Here is a 23,136-nt window from a genome sequence, read left to right as displayed (position 1 = left end):
AAAAACTCATTTTCAACGACTTATTTTTAAATATGTGATTAAAATTTTGTAATTTTAATAAACAATTTTTAATCACATTATGTCATGGAAAATGTAAAAAGCTTGAATAAATGGGCGAATTCGCACACTTATTTGCCAATAGATTTAGTACGTATTGTATTGGGTGTTTTTTTATTTATGAAGGGAGTTTCATTTGTAACCAACGTTCAATATCTGCATGATTTAATTTCTCCGATAGATCAATTTGGAGGCGGAATGTTCTTACTGCATTATATTGCGCCTGCGCATATGATTGGTGGAATAATGATCGTTTTTGGTCTGCTCACCCGTTGGGCAATTGCCGCACAGCTTCCTATTCTTTTTGGAGCCGTTTTAATTAACTTCATGGGAAGAATGCATTCTGAAAGCTTAATTCTTGCAATAGCAGTATTGGTGCTTTGCATTTTCTTTCTATTTTATGGCGGGGGAAAGCATTCCGCCGACTATTATTTTAAAATGCAACAATAATATATTTTATCCTCGGCTTATCTATTTAAGCTGAGGATAAAACAAAAAAGCATTTTTAAGAAGTAATTAGCACTTCAAAATTTCTTTTATTGTGTTTTATGAACTAAATTCGCCCCCATGAATTGGATTCGTAAAACTGTTTTATTTATATCACTTTTGATTATTGGCTTCTTTGCTTGCTCAAGCAAGCGATGTTCCTATGCAAAAAATCGAGAGCCAAAAAACAGATACCAATTTCTCTAAAGACATTCCTGATTCTTCTGCATTTATTCAGCCACAAGCAGGTTACCAATTAGCCGCAAGTATTAAAACAGAATATCCAGTTGTAGTAAAATGGTTTGATTCTTTACTATCAATTGTACCTCAACATGAAACAGTTAAGTCTGTTTTTAATTTTACCCGTCAATTTTCGACTCAGAGCAAGAAAATAACACTCATGCTCTATGCTTTCCATTTTTTTGGTAAATAGATCCGTGAAATTTTAACACGAAAGACATTTTCTTTCACACTCCTAAACAGTTTTCTAAATAGAAAACTATTTACAATTTCATAGTATTTATCAAAATAAAATCAAAAATGGAAACAAGTGTAACCATAATTGGTATTGTGATTGCGATTATTGTCGCGATTCCAATCTATTTTTCAGCACGATCGAGTGCTGAAAACAAAGCTAAAATCTTAAACATCAAGAAGAAATTTGACTCTGTAAATCCAGAAAATTTCAGCTTGACTGAATCGCAAAGCAACAAAACCCTTACTATAGATCAAAATAACAAAAGATTCATTTTAATGAATTTTAATCCAAATCAACAGGAATCGACTTATGTCGATTTAAAAAATATTTCTTCCTGCAGATTAGTTTTGACTACAGATGGAAATTCAGATACAATTTTGAAAATTGATTTCGAATTTCAAGAAAAAGACAACGCAAAAAAATCAATATACCTTTCTATGATTTTGATGACGACCGAATCAAACAGATTAGTGCTTATCAAGATCATGTCTTTGCAAAGAAATGGCTTAAAATCATCCAAGATTCTATTTCACGTTAGTTATTTAATTCAGAGAAGAGGCTCAAATTTTGAGTCTCTTTTTTTATGTTGTAATATGATATTTATCATTTTAATTTTTAAATGGTCACTGTAATTTTGATCATCTCTAAATGTTTTATTTATGAAAATATCATTGACTCAAAAATATAACGTCCCAGGTCCAAGATATACAAGTTATCCAACTGTTCCGTACTGGAATGAAGAAAATTTCAATTTAGAAAAATGGATAACTTCTTTTCAAAAATCATTTTTAGAAAGCAATACACAAAACGGAATCAGCTTATACATTCATTTGCCGTTTTGCGAAAGCATGTGTACCTTTTGTGGTTGTAATAAACGAATTACAAAAAATCACTCTGTAGAAGAAAAATATATAGATGCCGTTTTAAAAGAATGGAAATTATATTGTCAACTTGTTACTGAAAAACCTCTTATAAAAGAAATTCATTTAGGTGGCGGAACACCCACTTTTTTTCGGCCAAGAATTTAGAAAATCTTATAAACAGCATTTTTAAATTAGCTGATAAAGCACCAAACTATGAATTTAGCTTTGAAGGACATCCAAATAACACAACCTACGAACAGCTTAAAAAATTATATGATTTAGGCTTTCACCGAGTTAGTTTTGGTGTTCAAGATTATGCCGAAAAAGTTCAGAAAGCCATTCATCGCATCCAACCTTTCCATAATGTGGCAAAAGTAACTTTCTGGGCTAAAGAAATTGGATATACTTCTATTAGTCATGACATTATTTTCGGACTTCCTTTTCAGACTTTAGAAGATGTTGTTGATACAATTGAAAAAACAAATTCATTAAAACCAGATCGCTTAGCTTTTTACAGTTACGCGCATGTGCCGTGGATAAAAGGAAACGGGCAACGCGGTTTTAATGAAGAAAATTTGCCAAAAGATGCCGAGAAAAGAATGCTCTATGAAATTGGAAAGACTTTACTTTCTGCAAATGGATACCATGAAGTTGGGATGGATCATTTTGCATTGCCCTCAGACAGTTTATTTCATGCCGCACACAGCAAAAAAATGCACCGAAACTTCATGGGATATAGCGCTTCAAAAACACAGCTTATGATTGGTTTAGGTGTTTCATCCATCAGTGATAGCTGGTACAGTTTCGCACAAAACACCAAAACTCTTGAAGATTACTACCAAATCTTGGAATCAAATCAGCTTCCTGTTATAAAAGGACATATTCTGGATGGAGAAGATTTAATTATTAGAAAACACATCTTAAATTTAACTTGTAACCTTGAAACTTCCTGGAGTAAAGAATCTTTATATTTTACTGAATTACCAGAAGTTTTATTGGCTTTAAAGGAAATCGAAAATGACCAATTGATTGTAATTGAAGAAAACAGAATTAAAATTACAGAAGCTGGAAGACCTTTTGTCCGCAATATCTGCATGGCTTTTGATTTGCATTTAAAAAGAAAATCACCGGAGACAAATTTGTTTTCGATGACAGTTTAATAAATTAGTGACAATTTGGAGATTGCTGAATAAACAAGCTCATATTTGAAGGAGATAAATACGGAATCCCCAATCCTAATCCTCTTAAGATAAACAATACTCCAATAAAAACAGCTACATAAGGAATTGCCTTTTGAATTTTATTTCGAAACGGTAATTTTAATAAGGAATGAATGTAAACTACAATCGTCATAAGCGGAATCGTTCCTAACCCGTAAAGCAACATATAGAAAACGCCTAAACTTGCACTTTGCATGGCAATTGCACCAAATAAAGCTACATACACCATTCCGCAAGGCAAAAAACCATTCAATAAGCCAATTATAAAAAGTGATTTGTAGCTTTTCTTTTTAAACTGACTTCCTAAACTTGATTTGATTTTTGAAATTACTTTATAAACTGGCTTTGAGAAATTGTATTTAGCAACTGTTTTTTCGGGAATCAAGACAACTGCAACCATAGCGATACCAATAAAAATTGATATTTTTTGCTGTATTCCTGCCATGAAAAAACCACGTCCTAATAAGCCAAAAATCAAGCCTATCGTGGCATAAGCAGTCAAGCGTCCGAAATGGTAAGTGATAATCTGAATTACTTTTTTTGCTTCATTTCGATGATCAACTGGGAGCATTACCGCAATCGGTCCGCACATTCCAACACAATGCAAACTACTAATAAGTCCTAATATGAGTGCAGAATATAACATTCCTATTTAATTATGAATTATGAATTATAGGTTATATGTTTCAAGTTTCACTTTCGACTTTTGACTTACCAAAATCAGTTTACGTAGATCACCTCTTTAGTCAAATATTTTGTGCCGTTATATTGCCATTCCATATTAACATCCCAACGCCCTTTAATCAATTTGTTCTTTGGAATTACTAAAGCTGAATTTGTTAAAGCAATCTTGGTATTAAAGTCAAATTTCTTATTAGAAGGACGATACAACAATATATTTCCAGTTACTTTATCATTTTCAAAAGTTGCTGGAAAAGCTACTTTTACACCAGCATCGCTAGAGGTAATTGATGGTTTTTGCTGTAAATCATGCGCATTTTGAACACGAGCCATTTCTTCTTGAAAATGTGAATCATGTTTGTAATATTCTTCTACAACCAAATCATTGTCATACTTTGAATTAGACTGCACCTCGAAAACAAAATACAATATAAAGCTCATGAAAAGAGCAAAAGCAATAACAATTCCTGTTCCCCAATTTATTTTCATAATCGTATTGTTTTAATTAAAACTTCTTGGACTTAAAAAGTTTGTTTTGGTAGTTTCAAGCAATTCTTTGCCGTTATAAACTCCAATTTTCACTGTTGTTTTATCACTTTCTAGAATGGCTTCATTAATTTCTATAAAAAGAGTTCCTTGAGCAGTCTCTTCTCTTTTAATTTTGAAATGTTTGTTTCCAACATTTTTGATTTCACCCTTTTGATCAATCAATTCAAAATGAATATCATTGTAGTCATTCATTGTTTTATTAACGATTTTATAGGTGTAAACATTGCTTATGTTTTCGCCTTTATGCTGAAACAATTGTCCAGGTAAGCGTAAGATAATCGCCTCTACATTTGTTCTTAAAAATAGCATCCCAACAAAAACACTCAACAAAATGCATAGAACAGCAGTGTATCCTTTCATTCTTGCCGTGAATTTAAAAGGCTCTTTTTTCGCTATTTCATCTTCAGAAGCATAACGAATTAGACCTTTTGGCAAGCCAACACTTTCCATTATATGATCACATTCATCAATACATGCCGTACAGTTTGTACATTCTAATTGAGTTCCGTTTCGAATATCAATTCCCATTGGGCAAACATGTACACATTGAAGACAATCAATGCAATCACCTTTTCCGGTTAAAGCACGGTCTTCTTTTTTATTAAATTTTCCGCGTCCCGTCTCTTTTTCGCCACGAACAAAATCGTATGCAACATTTATTGATTTATTATCTAAAAGAACGCCTTGAAGCCTTCCATATGGGCAAGCAATGATACAAACTTGTTCACGAAACCAAACAAAAACGAAATAAAAAACACTAGTAAAGATAAGTAGTGCAATAAAGTTGCTGGCTTGTTTTACAGGACCTTGCTCAATCATCAGGAACAATTGATCACTTCCAACTAAATAAGCTAAAAAAACATTCGCGATACCAAAAGAAATCAAAAAGAAAATAGCCCACTTAAGAAGTCTTTTTCGGATTTTTTCGGCATCCCATTCTTGTCGAGCTAAACGCGATTGTGAGCCTCTGTCACCATCAATCCAATATTCAATTCTTCTGAAAACCATTTCCAAAAAATAGTCTGCGGACAAATCCATCCGCAAAAAATCCTTCCAAAAACAACTGTGAATAAAATAACGAAAACAACACCAACAAGCATTGAAATCACAAAAAGATAAAAATCCTGTGGCCAAAACGGGAAACCAAAAATATTAAAACGACGTTCTATAACATTGAACATCATAAATTGGTTTCCGTTTATTTTTATAAAAGGATTTGCTACTAAGATGGCCAATAAAACATAACTGACAATCTTTCTATAATCATAGAATTTACCAGACGGTTTTTTAGGAAAGATAAATTTTCTGTTACCACCTTCATCAATTGTTCCGATGGTATCTCTAAAAGCTTCGTCTGGTAAATTTGACATGATTTTTATTTTTTAACTTCTGTACTATCTTTTGTAATATTTGTGGTCGCGTCTTTTTTGGAGCGCTTTCATCTACCCAAACTTCGCCTTCAGCTTCTTTTGGATCTTTAGGATTGCTTCCTTGCAGAGACAAGATATAACTTGCTACTTTTTGAATGTCTTTTGGCTTCATACCATTAGTTTTCCACGAAACCATTCCTTTTCCGTCACGACCTCCGTTTGTAATGGTATGGAAAACGTTTTTAATACCTCCACCCAAAATCCATTTGTCGTCAGTCAAGTTTGGCCCAATTTGTCCTCCTGCGTCAGCTCTGTGGCACGCAAGACAATTTGTCATGAAAATTTCTTTACCTGTCGCTAAACTTTCTGCATCTGTAAGCAAAACCACAGTTTTTTCATCCATTAAATCCGGAGCCGTTTTTAGATATTCGTCGACATCAATTTTGGCTTGCGCCATTTCTTTTTTCAACTCTGTTTCTTGATCGTCTCCTCCAAGAATTTCATAATGAATAAGATAAATAGCACCAAAAATGATACAGATGTAAAATAAACCTACCCACCAAGGCGGTAAATTATTATCAAGTTCCTTGATTCCGTCATAATCGTGATCCATCAACAATTCGCCTTCTTTTTCCATAGGCTCTGTTTTGGTCAGTTTATGCATTAATTCTTTGAACCAAGTACTTTCCGTTAGACTCAAACTGTTTTCATAATCCAATTTTGCTTTTTCTTCAGGCGACATTAATTGGTACAAAACCTTGTTTACTGCACTAAGTGTAATTTCAATTGCAACCAAGACAAATAGAAATACAAACAAAAAGACTGAAACCATTGGATATTTTATAAAAGCTGGCTTATCGCCTGAATCAATAAAATACTCCATCAAAGCAAAACCAATGAAGAAAATAAGCGGGACTCTTACATATACTGGGAAAAATTTTTTCATTTTATTTATCTTTTGAAATTATACCAAGTCCTCGTTTAAAGGAATTTCACTCATTTCTTTAATCTTTTCCTTTTTGTATGAAAACACCCAAAAGGCTAATCCTACGAAAAACAAAAAGAAGATCATTAGAGAGAGAATCGGGTAAATTTCTACACCCGATATCGTCTCCATATTGTGTTTTATCTGTTCAAACATAATGCTGTTATTTAGAAGTTTCTTTTACCTTAATATCAGTACCAAGTCTTTGTATATAAGCAATCAAGGCAACAATTTCTCTTTCGTTCATTGGAACAAATTTTTCGCCTTTAGCTTCTGCTTTCTTTTTGCTATCTGCATAACTTTTTACGAAATCAGGATCATTTTCTAAGCTTTTCTCAATTTTGACAGCTTGATCTCTCAATGTTTTTTGAGCGTTTGCAATTTCAGCCTCAGAATATGGAACTCCAAGAGAAACCATTGCCTGCATTTTCTTTTGAGTCAATGAAATATCCAGCGGTTTATTATCAAACAACCATTTGTAGCCTGGCATAATTGAACCTGCAGAAGTACTTTGTGGATTCCACATGTGATTGAAATGCCAGTTGTCATTGTACTTGCCTCCTACTCTAAGCAAATCTGGACCTGTACGTTTTGAGCCCCATAAAAATGGATGATCATAAACAAATTCTCCTGCCTTAGATTGTGGCCCATAACGCTCTACTTCACTTCTGAATGGGCGTACTGACTGTGAGTGACAGCCCACACAACCTTCTCTAATATATAAATCACGTCCTTCAAGTTCTAATGGCGTATAAGGTTTCACGCTTGAAATTGTCGGGATATTTGATTTTACCATAATTGTTGGCACAATTTGAATAATTCCTCCAATCAAGATTGCAATCGTAGCTAAAATGGTTAATTGAATAGGTTTTCTTTCCAACCAAGTATGGAATTTCTCTCCTCTAAGTCTGTTACCACTTATTGTTTGCAAAGCTGGAGCTTGAGCCAATTCATCTTCAATAGTATCTCCTGCTTTAATAGTCATTATAATGTTGTACACCAAAGTCAGCATTCCAACTAAATATAAAGTACCACCAATTGCTCTCATCCAGTATAATGGCATAATTGCAGTAACTGTTTCAAGGAAGTTTCCATAAGTTAAAGTTCCATCTGGATTAAATTGTTTCCACATAGATGCTTGCTGGAAACCTGCCACATACATTGGAAGTGCATATAATATAATTCCTAAAGTTCCAATCCAGAAATGGAAATTAGCCAATTTTTTAGAGAACAAAGTACTTTTTGTCATTCTTGGAATCAACCAATAAATAATGGCAAATGACATAAATCCGTTCCATGCTAATGCTCCTACGTGTACGTGTGCAATAATCCAGTCTGTATAATGCGCAATAGCGTTTACATTTTTAAAAGAAAGCATTGGACCTTCAAAAGTTGCCATTCCGTAGCCTGTAATTGCTACAACAAAGAATTTTAAAACGGGTTCTTCACGAACTTTGTCCCACGCACCTCTTAAAGTCAAAAGTCCGTTGATCATACCTCCCCAAGATGGAGCAATAAGCATTACAGAAAATACTACACCTAAATTCTGAGCCCAATTTGGCAAAGCAGAATACAATAAATGGTGTGGTCCTGCCCAAATGTAAATAAAGATTAATGACCAAAAGTGAATAATAGATAATCTATAAGAATAAATAGGACGGTTCGCGATTTTAGGAACAAAATAATACATCAATCCCAAAAATGGTGTTGTCAAGAAAAAGGCAACTGCATTATGCCCGTACCACCACTGTACCAAGGCATCCTGAACACCAGCGTAAACCGAATAACTTTTTAAAGCCGAAACTGGCAATTCAATATTATTAAAAATATGAAGTACAGCTACTGTTACAAATGTGGCCAAATAAAACCAGATCGCAACATATAAATGTCTTTCTCTTCTGCGAAGCATTGTACCTATCATATTGATTCCCATCACTACCCAGATTACGGCAATTGCAATATCAATAGGCCATTCTAACTCGGCATATTCTTTTGAAGAAGTATAACCTAATGGCGGCGTAATAGCGGCGGCAACAATGATCAACTGCCAGCCCCAAAAATGCAGATTACTTAAAAAATCACTGAACATTCTGGCTTTCAACAAACAGCCGCAACGAGTAATATAAACCCGCAAAAAAGGCATTCCCTACAAAGGCAAAAATAACCGCATTTGTATGCAAGGGTCTCAATCGGCCGTAGCTCAACCAAGAGATTCCGTCTGTCATGTTGGGAAAAAGGTACATAACCGCTAAGGTCAGTCCCACTAACATACCAACTACTCCAAAGAGGATAGTGGCATAAATGAATTTTTTTACAATTTTGTTGTCGTAATAAAACTGTTCCATTTCCATAATTATACTTGTTTTTCTTCGGTTGGTGAATTATTTTTCTGGGGAGTAATTTTGGTTTCGTCGTCAAAAAGCATTCTGACAGAAGGCGTATAGTCATCATCGTATTGTCCAGATTTGACAGCGATAATAAAAGCAATGAAAAACCCAATTGCTACGAAAATACTAACTGAAATTAATAGATAAATTACACTCATACCTTAAATTTATGTTAACAAAATTAGTAGGTTACTATTGTATAAAATATGATAATTATCATAGTAAAAAGACTTATGATAAATTTAGTAAAAAAACTCCTCAGTATTATTTATAATCAGTTTAAATTACTCTTACTGAAATAGTTAGACATTAAAGTCACAAAACTCACAATCGTAATTGTGCTCAACGGCATGATGATCGCCGCCACTAATGGCAACAAATTTCCAGTGATTGCAAAGGCAAGTCCTACGACATTATAAAGTAGTGATAAAACGAAACTCATTTTGATAATCAGAATCGATTTATGCGATAATTTTAAAAAATAATCCAATCTTGAAAACTCGATTGCATCTAAGATTGCATCACAGGCAGGAGAAAAAACATTGACATTTTCTGAAATTGAAATTCCAACGTTACTTTGCGCCAATGCTCCGGCATCATTCAAGCCATCACCAACCATCATAACATTTTGTCCTTCTTCCTGGAGTTTTTTTATGAATTCGAGTTTTTGTTCCGGCTTTTGATTAAAGATAAGTTCTGTGTCTTTTGGAAGAATATTTTCAAGATTAGCTCTTTCTCCGTCATTATCTCCTGAAAGCACTTTTAACTTGTAATTTCGGCTTAAAGTAGAAAATAACGTTGCAAGACCATCTCTATATTGATTTTGGAAATTAAATTGTCCGTAATATATATCGTTTATTTTGACATGAAGAGCCGTTTTTTCAATTTCTGATGTATCTAAATCTGGGCTTCCAACAAATGTCGCCGAACCAATTTTTATTGTTTTATTATCAGCTTTGGCCAACAATCCTTTTCCCGTAATTTCCTGAAATTCATCAATTTTGATTCGTTTTGTTTCTGGCAAAAAATCATACAACATTCTGCTTAATGGATGATTTGAAGCACGCAGTACATTTTTCAATAAAATCATATTTTCATCCGAAATCACAGTTCCTTCATAAATAATATTTGACTTTTTATTTGTTGTAATCGTCCCTGTTTTGTCAAAAACAATAGTATCTACTTTTGCCAATTGCTCTATTACCAAAGCATTTTTGAGATACATTTTTTGTTTTCCCATAATTCTGAGAATATTTCCGAAAGTAAATGGAGCCGTTAGTGCCAGAGCGCATGGACAAGCAACAATTAATACCGCAGTGAAAACATTGAAAGCAGTATTGGCATCAATAAATATCCAATAACCAAATCCAGCAAAAGCGATCAATAATAATATCGGAGTAAAATATCGGCTGATTTTATCTGTTATGGTTTTATGCTTTTGAACGACTTTTTTCTGGAAAATTTCATTGCTCCATAACTGCGTAAGATAACTTTGAGAAACCGAATGCAATACTTCCATTTCAATGACTTTTCCAATCTGTTTTCCACCAGCAAAAACTTTATCTCCTGATTTTTTGTTGATTGGAACTGCTTCTCCGGTAACAAAACTATAATCAATTTCGGCTTTTTCGCTGATCAAAATACCATCGACCGGAATCAATTCTTGGTTTCTGATCAATAATCTGTTTCCTTTTAAAACATCATAAATAGGAACGCTTTCCTCTGAAGCATCTGAATTGATTCTTGTAACTGCAATTGGGAAATACGATTTGAAATCTCTTTCAAAGCTTAAGAAACTGTACGTTTTAATTTGAAACATTTTCCCTAAAAGCATAAAGAAAACTAAACCTGTAAGGCTGTCAAAAAAACCTCCTCCGTAATTCATTATAATATCAAAAGTACTTCTGACGAACATGACAATAATGCCCAATGCGATCGGGATATCAATATTCAACATTCTTGAATTTATACTTTTATATGCCGAAACATAATAACCGCTCGCTGAATATAAAAAACTTGGCAGAGCCAAAAGAAAAATCAGAATCCTGAAAAAAGGTTTATAATTATCCAGCCAAAATTCTTTGATTTCGAAATATTCTGGAAATGAAAGCAACATAATGTTTCCAAAACAAAAAAATGCGACTCCCAATTTATACGTCAAACTTCGGTCAACATTGCTTTTTCCTGTTTCATAATTTTCAAGACTGATATACGGTTCGTATCCTATCGAACTCAGCAAATACGCTATCGATTTGAGAGAAACTAGCTCAGTGTTAAATGTAATTCGGACTTTTTTTGTGGAAAATTAACTTGAGACATGCTAATTCCTGGCTGAATTCTGTTCAGATTTTCCAGAATCCAAATACAAGAACTGCAATGTATATGAGGAATATTTAAAGAAACTATCGAAGTATTCCCTTCGTGAAATTCGATTATTTTTGAAGAAATGGATTCATTGTCTAAAAAATCATATTTCCCTTGAATGTCTTGAGGAGTAGCACCTGGCGATTTTTCAAAATCATAATAGCAGGTTAAATCATGGAGGCTAAAAATTTCATAGACTGTTTTACAGCCGGCGCAACAAAACTTTTTTCATCAAAATTGATTTCTTCATTTTTAGGAATATCGATTCCACAATGAAAACAGCTCTGCTCAGTCATAATTTGTTTCTTTTTTAATGTAACAAATATTCCAAATAAGAATTAACTATAAATATGACATTTATCATATGAAAATGAAATCAAATTCTAATTTAATAAAATAAAACAGGCAAATTACATCCGTAAAATTTTTCTTCAAATTTTAATGTCTTTCAATGCGAATATTGGTTAATTTTGCACTAAATTATATTGCGATGAATAAATGTGATCAATGTATTGTACGCCAGTTGTCGTCTTTAAAAGCCCTTAGTAAAGAAGAAGTTATCAAGTTAGCGAATAGCAAAACAAGTTACTCAATTAAAAAAGGTGAAGCTATTTTTGAAGAAGGAGAAGTTACTAATGGCGTATTTTGTGTAAAAGATGGCGTTGGGAAATTATCAAAATTGAGCGCAAACGGAAAAGATCAAATTGTAAAACTGGTAAAGTCTGGTGAACTTTTAGGCCAACGCTCTATGATCAGCAATGAACCAGCTAATTTATCTGCTAAAGCAATTGCTGACATGGAAGTATGTTTTATTCCTAAATCAGAAATCATACATTTTTTCAACAATAACAATCAATTTTCTTTGAATTTAATGCAATCTATTTGTGAAGATTTGAAAGAATCTGAAAACGACAAAATTGCTTTAGTCCAAAAAACAGTAAAACAGCGTCTTGCAGAAACCTTATTGCATCTTCATGACGAATTTGGAGAAAATGACGATAAAACCTTGAAAGTTCAACTTACTCGCGAAGAACTTGCAGGAATTATTGGTACAGCAACTGAAAGCTGTATTCGACTTTTATCTGATTTTAACAAACTGGATTTGATTGAACTTGTCGGAAAAAAATTATGCTGAAAAATGTTCGAGCATTAAAAAAAATGGCCGAATAATTAAAGCTTTTTAGCTTCGTTCCAAAAAACATCCATTTCAGCCAAAGTCATTTCTGAAAGAGGTTTTCCTAATTCACTGGCTTTGCTCTCCAAATACTGAAAACGCTTAATGAATTTTTTATTGGTTCGTTCCAAAGCATCTTCGGGATTTACATTTAAAAATCGGGCGTAATTGATCATCGAGAATAAAACGTCGCCAAATTCAGCTTCTATTTTATCCTGATTTCCTGATTTTACTTCAACTTGAAGCTCTTCTAATTCTTCCTGAACCTTGTCCCAAACTTGATGAGGTTCCTCCCAATCAAATCCAACGCCTTTTACTTTATCTTGAATTCTGCTTGCTTTTACTAATGCTGGAAGACTTCTTGGAACTCCTTCTAAAACTGATTTTTTGCCTTCTTTTAATTTGAGTTTCTCCCAATTCTGCTTTACTTCTTCTTCATCTTTTACAACAGTATCGCCGTAAATATGCGGATGACGATGAATCAATTTATCACAAATTTCATTACATACATCAGCAATATCAAAATCATTGGTTTCTGAGCCTATTTTGGCATAAAAAACAATGTGAAGCAACAAATCGCCAAGCTCTTTTTTAACTTCGTTTAAATCATTATCTAAAATGGCATCTCCAAGCTCGTATGTTTCTTCGATTGTCAAATGACGCAAAGTCTGCAATGTTTGTTTTTTATCCCACGGACATTGCTCACGAAGTTCATCCATGATAATTAATAACCTTTCGAAAGCTTTAAGCTGAAGTTCCTTGCTCATTTTAATGTTTTTTGAATTGTAACAGAATAGTGTAAAAGTAAAAAATCCTGTCAAGAAAATATCTCAACAGGATCAATATATTTAAAAGTAGTTGACTACTATTCTTCTTTTTTAGCTTTTGCTTTTTTAGCAGGTGCTTTTTTAGGTTTTTCTTCAGCTACCGGAGCTTCTTCAGTTGCTTCAACTGCCGCCGGAGCTAAATCTGTAACTAAACCTTTTGCTTGAAGCGTGTTGTACCAGCTTAATACTTTTTTAATATCAGAAGGATAAACTCTTTCTTCATCATATTCAGGCAAAATTTCTTTAAAATATGCGCTTAAAGTAGCATTATCTTCTTTATGCGAAATCGCTTGACCTTTATTTTCTTTAGTCGCAATTTTTTGCATTACTTCAGTTAATGGTTTTTCACCTTCGTATGTATAAATTGAAATTTCTGACAATAAACTTACATTGCTTTTTAAGTTCACTGTGATTTTTTTCCATCTGTTAATGATTCCGCCACAAAACCTGTACGAGTCTGAACTTTAAGTACATATAAACCTGGTTTCCCTGAAATGGCTAAAATTTTGTCTAAATTCATGTTTTATTAATATTAGTATTAGGAATTTTTATTGTATGTTTTCGTCGCTTCCGAATGATTATCTTCCTTTTTTAGCAGTTGCAAATTTCATTCTGTATTCTTGAAAAGTCTTTCCTTCGGTGATATTTTTCAATTTCTTTTGAATCAAACGCTTTTTCAAAGAAGATATTTTATCGGTAAATAAAACTCCCTCGATATGATCATATTCATGTTGAATAACTCTTGCAATCAATCCGTCAAAAACTTCGGTTTTCATCACAAAATCCTCTTCACAATACTCGATCGTAACGGTTGGTTTTCTATAGACATCTTCGCGAACATCAGGAATACTAAGGCATCCTTCATTAAAGCTCCACTCTTCCCCTTCTTCCTTAACGATTTTAGCATTGATAAAAGTTTTTTTGAATCCTTTTAATTCTTTAGCCTCATCGGTTCCTAAATCATCATCTTCACTAAAAGGAGTTGTATCAATAACAAACAAACGAATTGCTAAACCTACCTGCGGCGCGGCAAGCCCAACACCGTAAGCATTGTACATGGTTTCATACATGTTTGCTATTGTTTCTTTTAGGTTTGGATATTCTGGCGTAATTGCCACACCTACTTTTCTTAAAACAGGATCACCATATCCTACAATTGGTAAAATCATTTGTATTATTTTATTGCATTATCTACTGTAAAAACTGAATTTTAGTTTACCTCAATTCAGCTGGCAAAAATAGTAAAAAATAGTCTACGAATGATTTCAAACAACATATTATATCTTATTTTTTGCTCATATGTTAAAATCTCATCTATAATTATGCCAAATTAATTCGTACAATTCTTACCTTTGTTAGTAAACCTTTATATATGTTTGATCGCATCTCGAAATTCACGAACAGTACTTCTTTCTTAAACGCCTCAAAAGTAACTATTGCTTCTGTAGTTCCTGTTGTGATTTTAAATTTCTTTGGACATTTTGAGATTGGGTTTACCATAGCGCTTGGTGCTTTTTATACTTATCCTAGTGATATTCCAAGTTCGTTGAGCCATAAAATAAAGGGCCTTATTGTTGCTTCATTTATTGTCTCTGGAGTGACTTTACTTGTAAATTTTGCTTATCCGTACCCACTCTTATTTTATCCTTTCTTGGGTATTTTATTGTTTTTATGTTCAATGATTTCGGTTTATGGACAACGTGCAACACTTGTATCATTTTCTGCTTTGTTGTCGATTTCATTATCATTTGGACATTTAAACCAAGGCTGGCAAGCGATTGAATATGCTCGCATTTATTTTTATTGGAGGAATTTTATACCTAATTGTTTCGCTTGTTTTTCATTTTATACAACCTTATAAATATGTTGAATTAGAAATTGCAGAAGGAATAAAACTTACAGCAAAATATTTGAAATTAAGAGGCGATTTATGGAATCCCGAAGCCAATAGAGATGCCATTACAGAAAAACAATTAGCCGTTCAAGTTGAATTGAATTTGATTCATGAAGATTTAAGAAAAATGCTGATTGGAAACCAAAATGCGTCTGGTACGACGGCTCAAAACCGTAAAATGCTTTTGGTTTTTATTACTTTGGTCGAAATTCAGGAACTTGCGCTTTATACTTCATTTGATCATAGTAAACTTCATGAAAAATTCGCCAAACATCCAGAAGTACTTCGCACTTATCAAAATGTAGCCTACAAACTGGCTTCAACTTTAAAAAAACTTTCTAAAAATGTACATCACATTGCAGTTTATGTCGACAAAAATGATCTGAAAAATGAATTGGATGCTCTTGAATTTGCCATTTTTGATTATGAGAAAAGTTTAGGAAAAGATGAAGCATCAGAAGGCGTTTTAATGTTGACCAACATGCTGAATTATGCCAAAAATCAAGTTGGAAAAATCAAAATCATTCAGCGTGCTTTTTCGTTGGCGATGCAATCTTACAAACTGAAAGACAAAGACAAAGAGTTAGAAAAATTCTTGACGCCACAATATTATCCGTTACGCACATTGATTGAAAACCTAACTTTTTCATCTTCTATTTTCAGGCATTCAATACGATTGACAATTACAATTTTAATTGGTTTTCTGATTGGAAAAATACTTCCGTTTCAAAATGTCTATTGGATTTTATTGACAATCGTTGTGATTATGCGTCCCGGTTATGGATTGACAAAAGAGCGCTCTTACAACAGGATTTTCGGTACCATTTTGGGAGGTGTTATCGCCTTCGGAATTGTATCTGTCATTCAAAATCACATTGCGTTGAGCATCTTTTCCATTGTCTGCATGCTTTTGGGAATCTCATTTACACAAATCAACTACAAAATCAGTGCGACCTTTGTTACTATGTACGTCGTTTTTATTTACGGAATTTTGACGCCAAATGTTGTTGAGGTAATTCAATTCAGGATTTTAGATTCGCTTGCAGGAGCCATTTTGGCCTTTATTGCCAATCAATTTTTATGGCCGGCGTGGGAATTTATAAATACGCCGATACATATTGAAAATTCGATTCGGGCAAATCGAAATTATCTTAAAGAAATTGCTGATTTTTATAATAAAAAAGGAGAAGTCCCAACTTCATATCGACTAGCAAGAAAACATGCTTTTGTTGAAATTGGCAACTTAATGACATCATTTCAGCGTATGATGCAAGAGCCAAAATCAAAGCAAAAAACAATGCCTTTGGTAAATAAATTGGTTGTGCTGAATCACTCTATTTTATCGGCTTTGGCTTCACTATCAACTTATATTCAATCCCATCAAACTACATCGGCCTCAGATTCTTTTAATTACATTATCAAAACGATTTTATCTAATTTGGATCAGTCGATTTCTATTCTGAGAAATGAAATGATTATTAAGGATACGTTTTTTGACAAAGAAGATGTAACACTGCAATTTGAAGAATTAAAACGCAAAAACTTTACGCGTCTTGCCGCAGACGATGAACTCGACAAAGAAACGCGCCAAGCCAAAATGCAGGAAGCCCAAATGGTAATTGAACAATTAATATGGATGAGCAATCTAGCCGAAAAGATTTTAAAAATTACAAAAGAGCTAAAAGCAACAAATCCAGATTAATTCATCTGGATTTGCTATTTTTTTATCTAACTTTAAGTTTAATTAAGCTTCAAAACTTCTGAAGTTTCTTTTCTAAGTTGAGCCAAAAGTTCTGGTTTGTCATTCAAAGTTTGACCATAAGAAGGAATCATTTTTTTCAATTTTGCTTCCCACTCTGGTGTTTTTATTTGATTTGTAAAACATCTGCTTACAAGATCCACCATAATTGCAACGGCTGTTGATGCTCCAGGCGAAGCGCCTAAAAGAACCGCAAGAGTTCCGTCGTGTGTGTTGATTACCTCAGTACCAAACTCTAAAACCCCACCTTCTTTTTCATCTTTTTTGATTACTTGAACACGCTGACCTGCTTTTTCAAGTTTCCAATCTTTAGAACGTGCCGAAGGCAAATATTCACGAAGCGCTTTCATTCTGTCTTTTGGAGACTGACGCACTTGCTCAATTAAGTATTTTGTCAATGGAATATTGTGATATCCAGCCGCCAACATCGGAATTAAATTGTTTGACTTGATGGACAAAGGCAAATCTAAATAAGAACCATTTTTCAAAAACGAGTTGAAAAACCTGCAAATGGACCAAAAAGCAATGCTTTTTCACCATCAATTACGCGGGTATCAATATGTGGTACTGACATTGGAGGGGCTCCAACGCTAGCTTTTCCGTAAACTTTAGCTTGGTGTTTTGCAATAACTTCTGGATTGGTACATTTCAACCATTGACCACTTACTGGAAATCCTCCGTATCCTTTTCCTTCTGGAACATCGGCTTTTTCTAATAATGGCAATGAACCACCTCCTGCTCCAATAAATACAAAACTTGTATAAGCTTTGCGTTTTTGTCCAGTAGAAAGATCCGTGATTTTGATTCTCCAAGATTTATCTTCGCGCTGTCTTAATTTTTTAACCTCGTGATTAAAAAACAAACTTACGCCATCTAATTTTTCAAGATAATTGAACATGCTTCTGGTCAAAGCTCCGAAATTAACGTCGGTACCAATTTCCATGTACGTAGCCGCCAATTTTTGATCATTTTCTCTGCCTTCCATCACTAATGGCATCCATTTTTTCAACTGCTCAAAATCAGTGCTGAATTCCATTTCAGAAAAAATTGGATTGCTTTGTAAAGCGGCGAATCTCGTTTTTAAATATTCAACGTTTTTATCGCCCCACACAAAACTCATATGCGGAACACTTTTTATGAAATTCTCTGGAGAAGGAACTTTCTTTTCCTTCACTAGATAGGACCAAAACTGACGTGAGATTTCAAAAGATTCTGCTATGCTGATTGCTTTTTTAGGATCAATACTTCCATCCGCCTTTTCTGGTGTATAATTTAATTCACAAAAAGCAGAGTGTCCAGTTCCTGCATTATTCCAAGCATCAGAGCTTTCAGCGGCAGCAACATCTAATCTTTCGTAAATTTCAATTTTAATATCCGGTTGCAACTCTTTCAAAATTAATCCAAGAGTTGCACTCATAATTCCAGCTCCAATAAGCACTACATCACTATTGGAACGTATTGTATTGTCAGGCATAACAGTATTTGTTTTTAAAAATGCAAAGGTACTTTTTTCAATCGCAAAAAAAAACTAAATTTTGCATGATAAAAGTTAGGAAATCATATTTTTTCTAAATAAAGTGAAATTTTTAAGCCGGAAACTTAAAATCGATTAGAAGAAAGATAGTCTTGTAGCATAATCGTTGCAGAAATTTCATCGATCAGTCCTTTATTTTGGCGCTGTTTTTTACTCAGACCACTGTCAATCATGGTTTGAAATGCCATTTTTGAAGTAAAACGCTCATCAACGCGAACCACTTTCATGTCTGGAAAAATATTTGAAAAATGAGTTACAAAACCTTTTATAATGGAAGCACTTTCCGAAGGCTGTCCATTCATTTGTTTTGGTTCGCCAATTAAAACCGCTTCGACTTTTTCTTTGGCAAAATAATCTTTTAAAAAATCAATTAAGGTATGTGTCGGAATTGTAGTCAAGCCTGATGCGATAATTTGCATTTCGTCTGTAACGGCAATTCCGGTGCGCTTTTGTCCGTAGTCTATGGAGAGAATTCTTGGCATTTTATTTTTTTAGCAGGTTTCCTTTAAAACAATTCATTGTATTTTAGAATACCAATAATATAAACAATATCTATTTCTGATTCAATTCTAATAACTACAGTGTAGCCTTTAAAAACATAGTCTCTATATTTTTCTTCTTTAAAATAAATGGATTTTTTAAAGTGAAAAGGGCTTACTAAATCTTTTTTAATATTTTTAAGCAGATCCTTTTTAAATTTTCTTGCCGCAATTGGTTTATCTTTAGCTATATATCTTATTTGTTCTTTTAGTTGCAATATAAAATCTTCAGTAAAACTAACTTTCATATTTAGAGATAGTTTTTTCTAAGATTTCATCGACTTCCTCAAATGAATAAAACTTTGCCGTGCCGTTATCAATTTTAGCCGCTGTGGCTTCAAGCTTTCTTTTGTTTTTAATAAAATTAGGATCAACAAAATTATTCTCCTCAACTATTTTCAATTCATCAGAAGAAAACGAACTTAATAATTTCAAGATCTTATCTTTGATTTCTGGCTGAAATTCTAATCTAATTGCTTCCATAATATTTTTATTTTACAATACAAATATAGTGCATTTTCTACGCAGATTTTCCATATTTAACATTACAGCAATTGGATATTTAAAATAAAAATCCGCTTTAAAAAACTTTAAAGCGGATTCGTCCAAAATATTCAAAACCTAAAAAATTCAAATCTATCTATTAAATAGTCGTCTAAAAAAGCCTCTTTCCTCCTCTTCTTCGTCTTCTGTTTGTTCTTCATATTGCACAAATTTAGATTGGGATTTTTCATGCTCAAGAATCAACTCCTTAATATACTCTACGTATGATCTCTTTTTTCTTCTAAAAATCCAATTAAATATTTTTCACTGAATTCAACTCCGCTGGCGGCTTCAATTTGTAAAAGCTTTTTATATAATGGCTCAATATGCAATGAAATCACTTCATGCGGAACTGATTGACGTCTTCCAAAATAATTGACGATTACACCATTTTCATCTTTTGCAATTTCAAAATCGGTAATAACCCAATAGTATCTTCCAGATTTTGCCAAGTTTTTTACTATTGCGTGAAAATTTTTTCCTTGTTTAAGATTTTCCCATAATACTTTAAAAATAACTTTTGGCATATCTGGATGACGTATAATATTATGAGGCTGTCCCATTAATTCATAATCTTCGTAACCTGAAACATCAACAAATACTTCATTAGCATATTCAATAATACCAAAGGCATTTGTTTTACTCATAATAACCTGTGTCTTGTCCCAAGTAACTTCTTTATCGATTATTGCAATTTTGCCTTGAAGTTGATTTTCCTGATTCATAATGTTGTCGTACTTATTAATTTGTTTTGGAGTAGTTTTAATTAATTTCAATTGTTTCATTGAAATTAACTGCGCGAAATTAATCTGAAGAAAAAAGACAAAATCTGATTTTTGTCATATTTTGATATAAAAAAAACTTTTAGAGGTATTTTAAAAGTTATAGATCCATGAAGGATTTATTTTATTTATCAAATTCAAAACAAAATGTTACACATGTAACACTTTCAAAAGGTTTTACTTTTTCGCTTTTACACAAATACCTTATCTTTGCCAAAAATTAAAACTTATGAATTCTTTACAGACTATAATTGAACAAGCTTGGGAAAACAGAGCTTTATTACAAGAAACTGCTACAACTGATGCTATCAGAGAAGTTATCGAACTAGTAGATGCAGGAAAATTACGTGTTGCTGAACCTGTTGGCGAAGGCTGGCAAGTAAACGAATGGGTTAAGAAAGCGGTTGTAATGTATTTCCCAATTCAAAAAATGGAAACATGGGAGTCTGGTATTTTTGAATACCACGATAAAATGTTGCTAAAAAGAGGATATGCTGAAAAAGGAATTCGTGTAGTGCCAAATGCTGTTGCACGTTACGGAGCTTATATTTCTAGCGGTGTTATCTTGATGCCAAGTTACGTAAATATTGGTGCTTATGTTGACGAAGGAACTATGGTTGACACTTGGGCAACTGTTGGAAGCTGTGCACAAATTGGGAAAAACGTACACTTAAGTGGTGGTGTTGGTATTGGTGGTGTTCTTGAACCATTGCAAGTCGCTCCAGTAATCATTGAAGATGGTGCATTTATTGGTTCTCGTTGTATTGTTGTAGAAGGAGTTCACGTGGGCAAAGAAGCTGTTCTTGGTGCTAACGTTTGCTTAACTGCTTCAACAAAAATTATTGACGTTACAGGTGATGAGCCGGTTGAAATGAAAGGTTTTGTTCCTGCACGTTCTGTTGTAATTCCAGGAAGTTATACTAAGAAATTTGCGGCTGGAGAATTCCAAGTTCCATGCGCCTTGATTATTGGTACTCGTAAACCATCTACAGATTTAAAAACTTCATTAAACAATGCGCTTCGCGAATACGACGTTGCGGTGTAGATTTAATAAAAATCAATTAAAAAATCCAAATTCCAATGTAATAATTGGAATTTGGATTTTTTTTGCATTATCAGAAAAAAAATTATACTATTGCACAAATTTTACAAGATTTAAAACTGCCCGTTTATGTCTACTAAAAATAAAAAATTATCTGTCATTATATTAACTTATAATGAAGAATCCCATATTGCTGATGCAATAAAATCTGTCGCATTTGCAGATGAAATAATTGTTTTAGATTCTCATAGCACTGATGCAACTGCTGAAATTGTTATAGATCTTGGCGCTGAACTTCTTTTTAGAAAATTCGATAATTATTCGAATCAAAGAAATCATGCAATTGAATCTGCTAAAGGAGAATGGATTCTTTTTCTTGATGCCGACGAAAGAGTTACACCTGAACTTAGAGATGAAATCCTAGAAAGCATCCATTCAAATAAATCTGATGCTTACAGAATCTGGTTTCCTCATTTTTTTATGGACCGTTTTTTATTTCATTACACAGACAAAGTAACACGTTTGATGAAAAATGAAAATCTTCGTTTTGAAAATGAAGTGCACGAAAAATTAGTTGTGAAATCGAAGCCACCTGTACTTAAAAACTACATGATACACTATACCTATAAAGGTCTGTTCAATTTTATTTACAAAAAAGATAAGTATGCGTGGTTTCAGGCCAAAATGTCACACCAAAAAGGAAAAAAGCAACTCTTTTTCTATTATTCTTTAAACCTTTTTATAGATTTTTCCATACTTACTTCGTAAAAAGAGTTTATCTTGATGGAGTGCCGGGATTAGCAGTACTTCGATTGATGCGTATGGTGTTTTTTCTAGATATGCAAAAATGGTATTGCTTGAAAAAGATTTAGAATAATTTCAATTTTCCAAATCGTATTTTCAATTTGAAAATCATTAAGCTATCGAATCCTTTAATATCAATACGTTTGATTTCATAATTGTCTTTAAATGGAAATGCATTGGGCCTATTTCCTATTTTTAATCCAAATTTCATCTTATTTTCTTTAAGTAATGATTTGAAATTGGCATTTTCGACACCTTCTTTTTGGTAATTCCCGTACGGATATGCAAGTGCGGGAAATACGTTAAGATTATGCTTTTTGATTTCCGCCTCGCATTTTAAAAAATCGTCTTCGATTTCTGATGCGCTCAACGTGTCATATTTATTATGTCCGTATGAATGATAACCAAGTTCAATGATATCATTTGGCAATTCTTTTAATTGCTCAACAGACATAATTTTTTGTTCAGGCTCTCCTGTATCTTTATTCCAGGAATCCGTTTTTCCTATGTATTTAAAGGGAATAAAGAAACTGGCTTTTAGGTTGTATTTTTTTAATAAAGGCAGAGCAAAAATTAACTGATTTTCAGTAACGTCGTCAAAAGTTAGGATAATACTTTTTTGGGGAATCGTTTTCATTTTTTCTAATTCAGAAAAATGAAACGTCTTATAATTATTGTCACTTAAATATTGAAATTGTCTTTCTAAATTTTGTACCGAAACTGTCAATTTATTACAATCTGAAGAAGATTGACAGACATTGTGATACATTAAAATTGATAATTTAGACATTTTAATTA

17 protein-coding genes and 9 pseudogenes are annotated in these 23,136 nt (G+C 33.1%); 9 read left to right on the top strand and 17 right to left on the bottom strand.

What is annotated here, in order from left to right; translation table 11 throughout:
- Positions 1-84: 84 nt before the first annotated feature.
- The 4 genes and pseudogenes from ACQ9BO_RS12085 (at position 85) to hemN (ending at position 3,044) form a co-directional block, all read left to right on the top strand.
- Positions 85-507 carry a DoxX family protein gene (locus ACQ9BO_RS12085; protein ID WP_132990232.1) on the top strand — a complete coding sequence of 141 codons (423 nt, stop codon included), beginning with the start codon at positions 85-87 and terminating at the stop codon, positions 505-507.
- A gap of 172 nt (positions 508-679) precedes the next feature.
- On the top strand, positions 680-976 hold the full coding sequence (locus tag ACQ9BO_RS12080; protein ID WP_431244889.1) for a hypothetical protein: 297 nt from the start codon (positions 680-682) through the stop codon (positions 974-976).
- Positions 977-1,083: 107 nt separating this feature from the next.
- Positions 1,084-1,653, top strand: coding sequence for a hypothetical protein (locus tag ACQ9BO_RS12075; RefSeq protein ID WP_431244888.1), 570 nt, complete (start codon positions 1,084-1,086; stop codon positions 1,651-1,653).
- Positions 1,654-1,680: 27 nt separating this feature from the next.
- A pseudogene (gene hemN, locus ACQ9BO_RS12070) lies at positions 1,681-3,044 on the top strand (oxygen-independent coproporphyrinogen III oxidase).
- 4 nt (positions 3,045-3,048) lie between these two features.
- Here hemN and ACQ9BO_RS12065 read toward each other — a convergent pair.
- The 8 genes and pseudogenes from ACQ9BO_RS12065 to ACQ9BO_RS12030 form a co-directional block, all read right to left on the bottom strand.
- The gene (locus ACQ9BO_RS12065; RefSeq protein WP_431244887.1) at positions 3,049-3,750 is read right to left on the bottom strand and encodes a sulfite exporter TauE/SafE family protein; all 702 of its coding nucleotides are present in this window, start codon (positions 3,748-3,750) and stop codon (positions 3,049-3,051) included.
- A gap of 74 nt (positions 3,751-3,824) precedes the next feature.
- Positions 3,825-4,274: a FixH family protein gene (locus ACQ9BO_RS12060; RefSeq protein WP_431244886.1), complete on the bottom strand. Its 450-nt coding sequence runs from the start codon at positions 4,272-4,274 to the stop codon at positions 3,825-3,827.
- A 12-nt stretch (positions 4,275-4,286) separates the two neighbouring features.
- Positions 4,287-5,704, bottom strand: a pseudogene (ccoG, locus tag ACQ9BO_RS12055) (cytochrome c oxidase accessory protein CcoG).
- Positions 5,676-6,650: a cbb3-type cytochrome c oxidase N-terminal domain-containing protein gene (locus ACQ9BO_RS12050; RefSeq protein ID WP_431244885.1), complete on the bottom strand. Its 975-nt coding sequence runs from the start codon at positions 6,648-6,650 to the stop codon at positions 5,676-5,678. The pseudogene ccoG and the gene ACQ9BO_RS12050 overlap by 29 nt, the downstream one beginning before the upstream one ends.
- A gap of 1 nt (position 6,651) precedes the next feature.
- Positions 6,652-6,845, bottom strand: a pseudogene (locus tag ACQ9BO_RS12045) (CcoQ/FixQ family Cbb3-type cytochrome c oxidase assembly chaperone).
- A 7-nt stretch (positions 6,846-6,852) separates the two neighbouring features.
- Positions 6,853-9,040, bottom strand: a pseudogene (gene ccoN / locus ACQ9BO_RS12040) (cytochrome-c oxidase, cbb3-type subunit I).
- Between the two features lie 2 nt (positions 9,041-9,042).
- Positions 9,043-9,234, bottom strand: coding sequence for a cbb3-type cytochrome oxidase assembly protein CcoS (gene ccoS / locus ACQ9BO_RS12035; RefSeq protein WP_343533581.1), 192 nt, complete (start codon positions 9,232-9,234; stop codon positions 9,043-9,045).
- 116 nt (positions 9,235-9,350) lie between these two features.
- Positions 9,351-11,736 (bottom strand): annotated as a pseudogene (locus tag ACQ9BO_RS12030) (heavy metal translocating P-type ATPase).
- Positions 11,737-11,930: 194 nt separating this feature from the next.
- Between ACQ9BO_RS12030 and ACQ9BO_RS12025 the strand changes: the two are divergent.
- Positions 11,931-12,610, top strand: a pseudogene (locus ACQ9BO_RS12025) (Crp/Fnr family transcriptional regulator).
- Here the strand turns inward: ACQ9BO_RS12025 and mazG are convergent.
- From mazG to def, 3 genes and pseudogenes are all read right to left on the bottom strand, one after another.
- Positions 12,611-13,381, bottom strand: coding sequence for a nucleoside triphosphate pyrophosphohydrolase (mazG, locus tag ACQ9BO_RS12020; protein ID WP_431244884.1), 771 nt, complete (start codon positions 13,379-13,381; stop codon positions 12,611-12,613).
- 98 nt (positions 13,382-13,479) lie between these two features.
- Positions 13,480-13,961: pseudogene (locus ACQ9BO_RS12015) on the bottom strand (DUF5606 family protein).
- A gap of 58 nt (positions 13,962-14,019) precedes the next feature.
- Entirely contained in the window at positions 14,020-14,610 is a 591-nt protein-coding gene (def, locus tag ACQ9BO_RS12010) for a peptide deformylase (RefSeq protein WP_431244883.1), read from the bottom strand.
- A gap of 203 nt (positions 14,611-14,813) precedes the next feature.
- On the opposite strand from def, the gene ACQ9BO_RS12005 reads away from it, so the two are divergent.
- Both ACQ9BO_RS12005 and ACQ9BO_RS12000 read left to right on the top strand, forming a co-directional pair.
- Positions 14,814-15,302: an FUSC family membrane protein gene (locus ACQ9BO_RS12005; protein ID WP_431244882.1), complete on the top strand. Its 489-nt coding sequence runs from the start codon at positions 14,814-14,816 to the stop codon at positions 15,300-15,302.
- Complete coding sequence (locus tag ACQ9BO_RS12000) at positions 15,226-17,037, top strand: FUSC family protein (protein WP_431244881.1); 1,812 nt, start codon at positions 15,226-15,228, stop codon at positions 17,035-17,037. The genes ACQ9BO_RS12005 and ACQ9BO_RS12000 overlap by 77 nt, the downstream gene beginning before the upstream one ends.
- 38 nt (positions 17,038-17,075) lie before the next feature.
- Here the strand turns inward: ACQ9BO_RS12000 and ACQ9BO_RS11995 are convergent.
- From ACQ9BO_RS11995 to ACQ9BO_RS11975, 5 genes and pseudogenes are all read right to left on the bottom strand, one after another.
- Positions 17,076-18,511: pseudogene (locus ACQ9BO_RS11995) on the bottom strand (malate:quinone oxidoreductase).
- A 182-nt stretch (positions 18,512-18,693) separates the two neighbouring features.
- Positions 18,694-19,110 (bottom strand): Holliday junction resolvase RuvX, encoded by a 417-nt coding sequence (gene ruvX, locus ACQ9BO_RS11990; RefSeq protein WP_320566899.1) that lies wholly within the window; start codon positions 19,108-19,110, stop codon positions 18,694-18,696.
- Positions 19,111-19,133: 23 nt separating this feature from the next.
- Positions 19,134-19,415, bottom strand: a complete 282-nt coding sequence (locus ACQ9BO_RS11985; protein WP_132990214.1) for a type II toxin-antitoxin system RelE/ParE family toxin — start codon at positions 19,413-19,415, stop codon at positions 19,134-19,136.
- Positions 19,405-19,650: a hypothetical protein gene (locus ACQ9BO_RS11980; protein ID WP_431244880.1), complete on the bottom strand. Its 246-nt coding sequence runs from the start codon at positions 19,648-19,650 to the stop codon at positions 19,405-19,407. Before ACQ9BO_RS11980 ends, ACQ9BO_RS11985 begins: the two co-directional genes overlap by 11 nt.
- Before the next feature lie 153 nt (positions 19,651-19,803).
- A pseudogene (locus ACQ9BO_RS11975) lies at positions 19,804-20,435 on the bottom strand (PAS domain-containing protein).
- 286 nt (positions 20,436-20,721) lie between these two features.
- Between ACQ9BO_RS11975 and ACQ9BO_RS11970 the strand changes: the two are divergent.
- Complete coding sequence (locus ACQ9BO_RS11970) at positions 20,722-21,537, top strand: 2,3,4,5-tetrahydropyridine-2,6-dicarboxylate N-succinyltransferase (protein WP_431244879.1); 816 nt, start codon at positions 20,722-20,724, stop codon at positions 21,535-21,537.
- Between the two features lie 126 nt (positions 21,538-21,663).
- Positions 21,664-22,302 (top strand): glycosyltransferase family 2 protein, encoded by a 639-nt coding sequence (locus ACQ9BO_RS11965; RefSeq protein ID WP_431244878.1) that lies wholly within the window; start codon positions 21,664-21,666, stop codon positions 22,300-22,302.
- A 100-nt stretch (positions 22,303-22,402) separates the two neighbouring features.
- Here the strand turns inward: ACQ9BO_RS11965 and ACQ9BO_RS11960 are convergent, their stop codons facing one another.
- Positions 22,403-23,128, bottom strand: coding sequence for a polysaccharide deacetylase family protein (locus ACQ9BO_RS11960; protein WP_431244877.1), 726 nt, complete (start codon positions 23,126-23,128; stop codon positions 22,403-22,405).
- Positions 23,129-23,136: the final 8 nt, after the last annotated feature.

Origin of the sequence: Flavobacterium sp. P21 (assembly GCF_050632225.1) — a bacterium.
GTDB lineage: Bacteria > Bacteroidota > Bacteroidia > Flavobacteriales > Flavobacteriaceae > Flavobacterium.
The sequence above is the reverse complement of the archived record's forward strand: the minus strand, read 5'-3'. Positions and strand labels throughout refer to the sequence as shown.